Genomic DNA, 12210 nt, shown 5'->3' on the forward strand with positions numbered 1-12210 from the left:
AAAATATGATCAGTACTTTCCACAATTGATTCCCTTCCTTCTAACAAAATAATTACATTAAAACTCTGGTTTGTAATATGCTCTACAGGTTTTGAAAACAAATGCCGGCGAGTTTCAATAAATTCATCAGGATGTAAACCTGTCCTTTCTTCCAGCCAGCCATCCCCTTCCCCGATGTTCTCTACTTTTGACACCAGTTCATTCAGGCAATAATCAGTATCCCTTTGCCATTGTATCACATGAGAACCACGAGTAATGTTGATCGGGCGTGGTTTGCCGTCTAATCCCAGGCGTTTCCAATCCCATAATTTAAATGTAAAAATGTAGGGAGTTGCGCTGATTTCCAAAACCATGCAATTCTTCCCCGAACAATGAATGGTTCCGTTGGGGATAAGAAAATGATCATGTTTTTTAGCAGGGAAGCGGTTGATATATCGATCAGGGTCAAAATCTATTTTTCCCAATTGGGCATCATTCAGAACCTTAATCATACTCTCAGGATCAATTCCTTTCCTTAATCCCAGGAAAACGGTTGCATCTTCTTTGGCATCAAGGATATAATAACTTTCATCCTGTGTATACGTCATTCCAAAATTATCCCGAATATATTGAGTTGTAGGATGCACCTGCAAACTAAGGTTGCCTCCACCCATTGTATCAAGAAAATCAAACCGGATGGGAAATTCCTGTCCGAAACGGGATTCTACCGGTTCACCAAGTAATTCCCTGGTTTTAAAAAAGACAAGATTCACTGCCGGCAACTCAAAAATCTGTCCTGAGATCCTAAATAAAAGACTGTTCTCCTCAGGAACGCAATCAAAACACCAGGCAAAATTCGGCACATCTTTTTCCAAATTGCATACTTCTTTCATCCACTGTCCCCCCCAAGGTCCGGGATCGAAAAACGGGACAAGCCTGAATGGCTGTTTGACCGCCTTTTCCAATCCCAATTTCAGGGTATGGGCATCAATCATTTTAGGAGCATTTTCTTGAACGGTATCCAACCAATAATCCACCTGACCAAATATTCTTTTTTTATTTTGATCACAGACCCTCCAGTCCACAAAAAAACCGCGTTTGTACTGACATGCCGGGGATTCTTCCTTATTATCAAGGCCAATATTGCATATTTTATGCTTCCTTTGCCTCAACTGAAGTTCCCACCTTGACATATCTGCATAGATGATCATATCCGGATCCTTAATGATCAATGAAGAGGCTGTTCCATATATAATCACTAATCCTTTTACCTTATTGACTTCGCCTTGCAGTTCGACAACCTTCTCTTTATCAACAAAATCATTAAGCGTAAGCCTTGTCATATACCCGAATACCCTATCATCAGTGACATCCGGATAAGTTAAAGAGGCTATTTCGGATTCCGGACGAAAAATTTCCTTTGTGTTTATAAATAAGTAAGGATCAAGGCTATGAAATCCCTTTATTAATTCCTTGTCATTCACCCCTTGATAACATTCAACTAAAAGAATAAATTTCTCTTTATTTGAATCATTAATGTTTTTTCTCAAATGTCTGAGAATTTCCTTCCAACCCGACCAGATGGAACCTTCTACTGGAATAGAAGGGAATTTATCATAATTTGAACTATACATGATGAACTTATTTTATGCTATAATCTCCGCTAAAACTACTACTTTAAATTTTTAGCTTCAAATTTAAAAATTCCGGTTTCATTTAATCTTTATCTGGCTACTTTGAGGCGACCATCATTATTTTCTCAAAATCCAGGTTGTTTGAACTTTAATATTTTTATCCTTCATTCTTATAATCAAAGGATAAACATTCTTTTCATTATTCTTGGCCATAGAAATGATTCCAGGAGCTACCCCGGAAATAAGCTTGATTTTCCTTGCAGAATTAACTTTGATGATTACCCTTGCATCCTTAGTAGAAAATGTGAAATGTCCTTTCTGCTCTATCTCTTTAACCTGCCTGATGGATTTATAATTTTCAATAATGGAAGTATCCCTGTTCCCTCCAAAATTTAAGGAATCCGTCAAAATCAAAACATAATCATAAATATGTTCGGATGAGGAAGTGCAGATAAATTCATCTTTCAGTTTATTGTTTTTTAATGACAACTTTCTATGCATATCAACACCCGGATATGCTTTATTGGTATGGGTAATAATTGTCCCCCCACAATTTTCAGGTTTAAATAACCTAAGATCTCCCTCAGTTTTCCTTTGATCGCTTTGATCAACCACTATTGTATTATGTGCTATTGATTTTCTATACCAATTATTACAATCCGGAACGCCATAAGCAGGAGTTCCCAGATCCGGCAAAATTTCGGATTGATTACTGAAGATGCTGCAGGCTAATTTATCCGGATGTCCGTGAGCACCACCATCCGGCCCATATTTCTCAACTACGGTGGCATATTTCGACCGTAAAACCCCTACTCCAAAATCCGGGAATAAAAAACTCTTTAAATTCAAGGGCAATAGGTTGCCTTCAATATTCCTGCCATTAATTAAAGCTTCAGGAGAATTCCTCCGTATTTTAGCATAGCCATGGGATAATACCTTATATATTAGAGAATCCTTATACCTCAAAGCAGCTATTTCATACAAAGGTGCCTGAGCCAAAAGAGAAGTGCCGTACCACCCATCATTCAAGGACGGGAAAGTCAAATCAGGATATAACATTTGAATAGGCGATACAAACATTTTATATAATGTACTGTCGTACAAATTTATTTTTCTGCAGCGAACAGCCTCAGCAGTAAGCAGTATAGCCCTCAACGGATAAAAATGATATACGACTGAGCCTTCATTCCACCAGCCATCCTTATATACATTCTTATTCATCATGGCATGATATCCATAAAGCGGCTTTTCCAGCGCCACGTTGATCATACTGTCATTTTTCAATGCCACGCCCAAACTGGCAATTGCTCCATTATGCCAGACCTGCCAATTTCCCGGATGCTTTTGAGACATTAATAATTCAGCACAGGGCGTTAAATAATTCTTTTTGATAATATTTCGCTCGCTGTCGGTCATGGCAGAAGCGGCCACAGCATAAGCCCTTGAAACATCAATAGCCCAGACTGCCTCGTCCAGGCTCTGAGCAAACATTTTACCACTTAAAACAGAAGTCAGTTTCCGTTCCCGATTATGTTCAAGATACCCGGGATATTTCCGGGCATAATCAAGCAACAAATTTTTAATATTTGCAGCGTATTTATTGTCATTGGAAATTAGAAACAGGTACATGTTGGCCATAATAAAATCCAGATTTTTATTATGTACTAAACTTATCCATGCCCAGTCATAACGTTCAGTTCCCTGCCAATTTTTTTTACATACCGGGCAATAGTGTGATTTAGGGGAATTCCAGTCAAATAAAAACTGAACATTATGGATTGGACAATAATAATCATGAGTATAACCACCTTCCTCATTTGGAACATCCATAGGATAAGCCATGCGTTGATCAATAACTTTTTTTAAACTGTCAACAATAGATTTCCCCCAGGGTGTTTGAGCTGATTCCTTGATTGTATTGATGTCAGCCGGAGAATAGAAATAAAAATCAGAAGTTTGTTGGGCAAAAGTTTCCAAGGGTAACTGGAGAAACAACAACCAAGCGATTTTAAAAAAAATATTTTTCAACTTCATCTTACCAGTATTTTTAGAATTTGGTCATTGTTATACATTTACAATTAATAAATATTTCTAACCCTATTATAAATTGAACATCTTTACAGGTTGATTGATATAATCATAATGATTATTTTTTCTCCTGAATAATCATTGCGCAGCCACCACGTGGAAGTATATCAAGTCTTAACACCGATTTATTAGTGACTTCAATCTTGTTTATGTCCACATGGGTAGGTGTTTTAATTTTATCACCACCGTCGGTGTATAAGGTAAGGAGATAATTCTTGCCTGAATCAAGAAAATCCAAATGAACCTTCATCTTCCTTGCATCATTATTCGTAATGGCACCGACAAACCATATATTATCCTTTTTCCGGGCAACAGTAACAAATTCTCCTATTTGTCCATTTACAATTTTTGTATCACTCCAGGTTGTAGGTAAGTCATCAAAAAACCGCAATTCGGGTACATCCTTTACATCTTCCGGAGAATCATACCAGTACAAAAATTGCAAAGGGCTATAATCTATAACAGAAAGAGCCATTTGATGACATGAAGTATTAAGCAAAAAACGGGCATGAGGGTTCTTAGCCAATTCAGGTTTTAATTCTTTACGATGAAAATAACAGATAGTAGCATCTGCCGCGCCTGCAATAAAACGCGTAAATGGCAATGTCGTATTGGTTATGCCATCCGGGAATTCTTCATTCCCCCGTATTCCTTCTTGTGTCAGAAGATTTGGAAACGTTCTACTGAATCCGGTTGGCCGGTATTCATCATGAATATCAACCATTATATGACAATCAGCACATTTTCTAACAGCTTGGTGAAGCCATTTCGTCCATTGAAAAGAGCCGACATTTACAAAACCGAACTTTATTCCTGCAACACCCCATGATTGATATAAAGGGAGTATATCATCAAGATACTGTGACAACCCGGTTTGATTTACATATACCCACACCCCAACACCCTTATTTTTGGCGTAATTTACAACCTGAGGAATGTTTAAATCATTTATCTTGCACCTTTGCGGATCAACATCTGCTTTGCGAGGATCTGATTTAATTGAAGTTTCAGGGCCATACCAGCCCGCATCAAAGTGGATATAATCAATTTTATGTTTGGCAGCAAAATCCACTACTTTTTCAGCTCCTTCTGTTGTCAAAGAAACAGTTCGGATAATTTTTCCAGGTTTTATCCAGTCGGTATTTTTAATCCTGCACGAAGGATTTAAATTCAGGATAATATCATTATTTGCCAGTAAATCAGCCGGCTTTTCAGCGACCATGACCACGCGCCATGGGGTTGCAAAAGGGGTAAGATGTCTGACTTCATCAAACATTTTGCAGTGGATAATATTTTCTTCCCCTTTTTTGACTATAAATTTAGTCCTACTGTAATCCACCATTTCTGCTTCAGCCAGGCAGGCATAAAGGCCATTTTTTAAACGTAATGTTAAAGGACGTTCGGCTTCACCCGGCCAGTCCTTGATTGGTAAGCATTTATAATCCGCCTGGGCAAAAGGCGCAAACCAGCAGGTTGTATTTTTGGGGACGTTGAATGTGGTCTTTTCGCCGGATATGTTTAATTGACTGACCCCGGAATTTGAAAACGAGGGAAAAAAATAACGAAAAGCAATACCCTCGTTATATGCACGAACAATCAAATACATATTGCTATGCATACTTTTTTCGTTGACAACAAATATTTTTTCATTGAAATGGTCCCTCACAGTAGCCCTTTCTCCATAAACAGGATGCCAGACTGAATCATGTGAATTTTGCAGTACCTTGTTAATTGAAAGGTTATTTTCCCACTTGGTAATCCCCAACGAAGATTTAAGTATTACAGGTTTATTTTTATAATCTATTCTATAAAAAAGTTCATTTTGCTCGAATAAAACATAAATTTTTAAATTATTATCTGGAGATTCTGTTACAAAAGAATTTTGAGATTTTAAAAATCCGCCGCAGAAAATCAGAGAAATCAGGACGATTATAATTTTTTTACTCATGAAGAAATGAATGAATTTATGATTATTAGCTTAAATACAAGAAATCAATATTCCTATCTTACAAGAATCAAGGGCATTATAGACTATTAATCCCTTAGATATAAAAATGAAAAAGGAAAAAAGGAAATAAGTAAATAGAAGACTTAATAATAAATTATTTATTGTTAAATTCTTATCAATTTAAAATTCAAAAAAAATATTTTTCAAAAATAAAAAACGAATCCACTCAGAATAAAAATCATTCAGAGTGAATTCATTTTCAGATAATTAATTTATTTTAACTAATTATAAAGGATATGGAGCATATGGACTAATAGAGCAGGCATTATAATCAGCGCGCTGATCTGCAACAGGAGCTTTGACATCAAAGGTTATCACATAATGGCCATTGGCTTTTTTGGTGACACTTCGTATCATAATGAGAGCAAATGATTCGTTAAGAACGGAAGTAGCAGAAGCCGTAGGAACAGTATGATATCCCCACCCCAGGATAAAACCTTTATTAACTGCAGTTTCGTTAAAAGCATCTCCAACCCGGCGGTCAGCGTTCATCACATTATAATTGTTGCCTTTGGGAGCCGCTGCAATAACCGTTGAATCAATAAATTTATTCAGATCGGATTCTTTGGTAATTGCATTAAAAGCATCTGAAGTTATATAACTTTTACTTGCGGTTAACAGGCTGTAAGTAAGAGTTGTGAAACCCGTCAAATAAGGGAGGGAAGAACTGTAATAGCTGCTTGAAGCACCATAGGCATTGCAGGATACAGGCTTAGCACCACCCATATTGGCGATAAAGAAATCTATCCTGTTCTGTTTGGTTAAAGCTACATTCTGACCGAATACCGGAATGGCCTCATACAAGGAGAAAAAACATTGATTATCAGCCGGATCAGTTGACATTACCACATTGGTCAAAGTTTTTACATTTTGATCGGAAGCAACTACATTTTGAACATTAATGGTTTTACAACTTAATTTTCCTGATTTATCATAAATAGAGATGACAACAGCCATCAGGCCCTTTCTTACCGGGATATTGAGGGTGGTATCAATAGAGTTTCCGTGGATCGGAAGGCTAATTGCAGGACCAAAAACCAAATTCAAATCGCTTGCCCGTTTATTTACGACCTTATAGTTTGCAGTTAACAAACCAGAATCACAGGAACTCGTAAATTTTACAGGGATTTTTAAATAAGAATTTTCATTCAGTGAAGCATAAGTATCCTGAACGCCTTCTAAATTTACCGGATCAGTAGATACAACCGGGGCTTCATATTTTCCGCACGAAACAAGGGATAATGAAATACAGGCAAAGCAGAAAATAATAGAAAATATTTTTTTACTTTTTTTCATAATTGTATATTTTACATTTTTATATTAAACGTGCCCTTAAACAAAGGTTATGGGCACGTTTTTATAATTAATTATTTTGAGGGAACAACACCATATAGTTAGCATCAATTACAGATTGCGGTATTGGGAATAAGTTATTCCTCAAAGAACAATTATCTATTGTATTTCTACACACCTCATATCCAAAGCGTTTGGTCCGGTCGTAGTACAGTTTTAAACGGCAAAGGGTTAAAGTTCTCAATTCTTCACCATACAATTCACGTCCTCTTTCATCCAGGATATAATCAATATTTACATCACTTTGACTAACAGGTTTAGCATTGGAACGAGCTCTTACTGTATTAATATCAGCAGCAGCGCTGCCAAGGTCTCCGTATTTCATATATGCTTCAGCCCTTAACAAATATGTCTCTGCCAAACGGGCCACATAATAATCCTGTACAAAGGTGTTACTTGGATCGGTTGTATAGTGCCAGTCAGAGCCCATCTTCATCACCCTGGGAAACCATCTATTCATGGTATCAGTACGGGTAGTCAACCATTCTTTCCTGATCGTATCACCCGGATGTAATTGTACTGAAATTGTCGTGCCGTTGGCCAGTTGAATCTGCTGTGGAGCGGTTGGCCAATTTCTGGTCGGGTCAGGTAAATCCTGATAGGTAAGGTCAGGATTAGGAACCTTCAATACACGGTTTATGTTCCACTCAGCATTTCGGGTATCTTCCTTACCGGATTGACCCCATAAGTTATATATATAGTAATTAGTTGGCCTGACCCATCCAATTCCACGGCCCATCCAGTCATAGGCAACACCTTTAAATCCAAATTGGCCATTATATCCCCAGAATGCCGGCCAGAAAGCTCTTTCCTGATCGGAACGGGTGGGTAAATTACCAGGAAGTCCGCCAACTTTATTTTTATCCAGATGAATAATGAAAAGTGACTCTTTATTCCCACCCTGATAGCTAAAGTTGGTTGTACCATCTTCTTTGGTCATTTGGAACAAATCCCAATAAGGGTCTTTCCCGGCTACATTTTTTCTATAACCAAAACGGCTGGTCATCAGCTGATACACCCCGCCATCAATGACCTTACTGGCAGCATCAATAGCATTTTTATAAAGGGTTTTATCAGTACCGCCCCTTTCATCTGCCAGTGCGATATACATCTCGGAAAGGAAATGATAAGCAGCACCACTTACCAATTTTCCAACATCATTTGTAGTGGTGGGAAGATTTTCAGCGGCAAACTTAAAATCATTTACACAAAGCTCATAAACCTTGTCTCTTTTATCGCGGGTATACCCCAAACTAGGTTTAGCAACCGGTTCTGTAAGAATGGGAACATCTCCCCACATTTCCGAAAGGAATCTGTATGCAAATCCCCTAAAAAAGTGAGCTTCAGCCTGGATTTCCAATTTTTCGGCATTATTGACCCATTTCACATCCGGATTTTCAGATTGAGCCAATATGTTATTGGCATCATTAATCATTATATATTGGCGGTTAAAAAGCTCAGCAAGCCAACCTGCGTTACCGTTTAAATTTGAATAATTTGTCCATACATTTTGATCATTTTGACTGAAATTAATATCTGCACCTACTCCAAATTGAACAAAGTAGGTATCTCCATCCTTATAGATATAATTATCACGTAAAATCGAATATAAATTATTCAAACCAGTTCTGAACTGTGCAGCATTCAAATAAGCATTGTCTACAGTAAGAAAATCTGCCGGCTTTTCACGCAAGAATTCATCGTCTTTGCATCCTCCTATGAAAAGGAGAGAAAATAGTATAATAAATAAATATAAATTATTTTTCATAACAATAGATTTTATAAACAATAGTTTAACTATTTCCACTAAAAAGTCACATTTAAACCGAAAGTGATGATTTTAAATACGGGAAAACCATTAATATCAGCATAAGGAGTTCCGGTTTCAGGATCCAGTCCCTCCCAGCTTGAGAATGTCATAAGATTTTTACCCGACACATATAGTTTCAATGCGGAAAGAGGCAGCTTTTTCAATAAAGTTTTAGGAAGATTGTATGAAAATGACACATCCTGGAGGCGAACAAATTCGCGTGACTTGGGGAACCCGTAATTATAGGCAGAATTATTGTAATTAACACGGGTAACACTATTGGAAGGATGTTCAGGTGTCCAATATTGTTTATCCAACCAGTTAGCTGCTGATCCTCCATAAAGAGCATTTGGGTAATAGGCAAAACTGTTGTTGCCGATGTAGTAATTGTCTTTTCCACCGCCGGCAATATAATTGATCATGAAATACAGTTCGAAGTTATTATAGGTTAACGTATTGGAAAAGGTAAGGGTATAATTAGGCTTGTCATAACCCACAATAGTACGGTCATGTGTGGCATCAATCTTGCCGTCACCATTCAGGTCTTTAAATTTAATATCCCCAGGTTGACCTCCGTAGGTTGTCATATACTGAACATCTGTCTTTTGGATAATACCGTCCATTACATAGGTGTAGTTAGCGCCCAATGATTTTCCAATAAATAAATTATTAGAAATATCATCGTCCTCAACTCCATCTTTATTGGCATCCAGACCATATAATTTCACTACCTTGTTTCGATTCAGCCAAAAATTAAACCCTGATTTCCAGGAGAACTTGCTTGTAGAATAATTAACAGTGTTCAATTGAACTTCAATACCCTTATTGTTAATTTTTCCTATATTGTCACTTACTGTATTAAACCCATTAATAATAGGAATAGAACGGTTAAGAAGAAGATTTGTGGTATTTGAGTTATAAATATCAACCGATCCACTTAATACATTTTTAAATATTGAAAAATCAAGTCCAAAATTAAGAGCTGTAGTCTTTTCCCAATTCAAATTTTTATTGGCTAATTTATTGGGAAAAGTTGTTTTAACAGTATTTCCCCCCAACAAAATTGTTCCGGTACCCATAGTGGGGAAGGTTGCATAAGCGCCTACAGATGGATTGCCATTCTCACCATAGGATAACCTAAGCTTCAGATTATTGACAAATGTCAAATTATTCTTCACAAAAGATTCTTCGCTTGCTGTCCAGGCCAAAGCAGCAGCACGGAATATTCCATATTTATGTCCTTCGGCATAACCGGAATAACCATCTTCTCGTATAGAGAAACTGGCATGATAACGGTTTTTATACACATAATTCAAACGCGACATATAAGCCAACTGGTAAAGTTCGGAATAATCAGTATTTATCTGGTAGTTTGCAGAGTTACCCAATTCCAAGGAATTTACACCCAAAGTTGTAGTACCGGCACCTGAAAAATCCTTTGAACTGACAGACATGTTAAAATTCTTTTGTCCCTGACGCTCGGCCAATAAAGTAACATCAAAAGAATGATCGCCAAAACTATGATTATAATTGACCAAATGATTCATATACCAGTCTGTACGCCCCTGATTTTGTTTAGATCCGTTTGCTTCAATCAGATGGCCGGAAGGATCCTTTAAATCGCTCAATATCATCGTATTGACAAAATAATTTTCGTCCTGGAAATTTGCAGAATGTCCCTCCCAACGGTTTAAGGAATAATTGAATGTATAGGAAAGTCCCTTTACCCAGGGAACATCGATCCGGGCGAATGTAATTCCCCTGTAATTCTGGTTCCGGTCTTCATTGTATTGCTGAGTTTGCCATAAAGGATTGGAAGTGGTTGTCTGTCCCTGAGGATAACGTTCAAGCCAGCTTGTAAAATCTCCAAATCCGGGATTTGTAGTACCCCTGTCATGAACATATTTATATGAATACGGACTATCAATGGTTCCTATGCGCAATTCAGCAGCAACCCCATCCGCATTTTTACTGGTCATATCCAGGTTAACGCCCACTTTTAACCAATCGGTTATTTTAGTTTCGACCTTAGCACGAACAACGAATTTTTTAAATTGATCACCGACCACAATTCCCTTTTGATCCATATATTCTCCGGAAATGTAGTAATTGGAATGTTGGGTCAATCCGGAAACACTGACACTGTAATTTTTAAATGGAGCAACCCTGGTAACTTCATCGTACCAATTGACTGTATGATTTGTATTATAGGCTTCCAATTCATAGGGAGCCAGGTTTGAATTCAAATCGTAAGTACTATTGGGATTATCAGCCAGGAACCTGTCTTTTCTCAATTGTATATATCCTGGGCCGTCCAACATCTTAGGACGATTGGTAGGACTTTGTATCCCCTCATTAATACTCAACTGTACGGTTGGTTTGTCTGTTTTACCACGTTTGGTTGTAATTTGAATAACCCCATTGGCAGCCAGAGATCCATAAATTGCAGAAGCACTTGCATCCTTTAAAACATCAACAGAAGCAATATCTGCAGGGTTAATTTCATTAAAACTGCCAATATAAACCACCCCATCCAAAACAATCAGCGGGGTATTTGAAGCTTTTATTGAATTTTGCCCACGGATGCTGAAACTCGGATTACTTCCGGCAGCATTTACAGTACCCACATTGAATCCGGGCATGGAACCTTTGAGCGCATCCAAAACATTAACATTAGGTAAAGTAGCCAATGCGGAATTCTCTAACCTGACAGAAGCAATAGCACCAGTCAGGTCTTTTTTCTTCTGTGTTCCATAACCTACGACCACTACTTCTTCTAATTTTTGAAGATTCTCCACCATCGTAACGGTAATATTATTTGAAGAACCCACATTAATTTCCTGCTGCTGATAACCCAAAGAGTTAAATATCAGCATACTGTTGGACGCAGCTTCTATACTGAACAACCCATCAGCATCTGTAATTGTACTTTTTTCTTTTTCTCCTTTAATCAACACATAAACACCGGCCATAGGGGCTCCCTTGCTATCCACAACTTTCCCGCTTACTTTTTTGGGTTGCTGCAATTTCAGGGATGATGTCACATTACCCAATACCGTTGCCTGAAAAAATACTATAAGGATAAAAAATAAAGTATAACTAAAAAATTTCTTCTTATTTTTTTGTAGAAATTTCATAATATTAAATTTTGTTTCATTACTTAATTTTAGTTTAAGGCAAAGTTTTTCATTTTTCTTAACAAAGTTCAAATTCACCTTGTGGACCTGACCTTTAAAGTTTTTTCCGTTTTTTCTCTTCCCGAATTAATGATTTAAGGTTAATTATTTTCATTCTTTTATAAAAAAAGACAATGCATTTGAAGTTTTTTACATGTTTTA

At 37.3% G+C, this 12210-nt stretch carries 6 protein-coding genes; all 6 read right to left on the minus strand.

The features are described 5' to 3' along the window. The coding region (locus Q8907_06720) for a class I mannose-6-phosphate isomerase (GenBank protein MDP4273954.1) at nucleotides 1-1613 on the minus strand (1613 nt) is incomplete at its 3' end. Nucleotides 1614-1730: 117 nt separating this feature from the next. Further along, complete coding sequence (locus Q8907_06725; GenBank protein MDP4273955.1) at nucleotides 1731-3647, minus strand: alginate lyase family protein; 1917 nt, start codon at nucleotides 3645-3647, stop codon at nucleotides 1731-1733. 112 nt (nucleotides 3648-3759) lie between these two features. Further along, the gene (locus Q8907_06730) at nucleotides 3760-5649 is read right to left on the minus strand and encodes a glycoside hydrolase family 97 N-terminal domain-containing protein (protein ID MDP4273956.1); all 1890 of its coding nucleotides are present in this window, start codon (nucleotides 5647-5649) and stop codon (nucleotides 3760-3762) included. A gap of 285 nt (nucleotides 5650-5934) precedes the next feature. Then, on the minus strand, nucleotides 5935-7005 hold the full coding sequence (locus tag Q8907_06735) for a hypothetical protein (GenBank protein MDP4273957.1): 1071 nt from the start codon (nucleotides 7003-7005) through the stop codon (nucleotides 5935-5937). A 67-nt stretch (nucleotides 7006-7072) separates the two neighbouring features. Beyond that, nucleotides 7073-8830 carry a RagB/SusD family nutrient uptake outer membrane protein gene (locus Q8907_06740; protein MDP4273958.1) on the minus strand — a complete coding sequence of 586 codons (1758 nt, stop codon included), beginning with the start codon at nucleotides 8828-8830 and terminating at the stop codon, nucleotides 7073-7075. A 38-nt stretch (nucleotides 8831-8868) separates the two neighbouring features. Beyond that, nucleotides 8869-12009, minus strand: a complete 3141-nt coding sequence (locus tag Q8907_06745; protein ID MDP4273959.1) for a TonB-dependent receptor — start codon at nucleotides 12007-12009, stop codon at nucleotides 8869-8871. Nucleotides 12010-12210: the final 201 nt, after the last annotated feature.

This window comes from Bacteroidota bacterium (genome assembly GCA_030706565.1).
Taxonomy (GTDB): domain Bacteria; phylum Bacteroidota; class Bacteroidia; order Bacteroidales; family JAUZOH01; genus JAUZOH01.

Bases quoted from the DNA above. Each gene is read 5' to 3' on its own strand.
- Q8907_06745 (MDP4273959.1), bottom strand. From the start codon at position 12,009: ATGAAATTTCTACAAAAAAATAAGAAGAAATTTTTTAGTTATACTTTA.
- Q8907_06735 (MDP4273957.1), bottom strand. From the start codon at position 7,005: ATGAAAAAAAGTAAAAAAATATTTTCTATTATTTTCTGCTTTGCCTGT.
- Q8907_06740 (MDP4273958.1), bottom strand. From the start codon at position 8,830: ATGAAAAATAATTTATATTTATTTATTATACTATTTTCTCTCCTTTTC.
- Q8907_06725 (MDP4273955.1), bottom strand. From the start codon at position 3,647: ATGAAGTTGAAAAATATTTTTTTTAAAATCGCTTGGTTGTTGTTTCTC.
- Q8907_06730 (MDP4273956.1), bottom strand. From the start codon at position 5,649: ATGAGTAAAAAAATTATAATCGTCCTGATTTCTCTGATTTTCTGCGGC.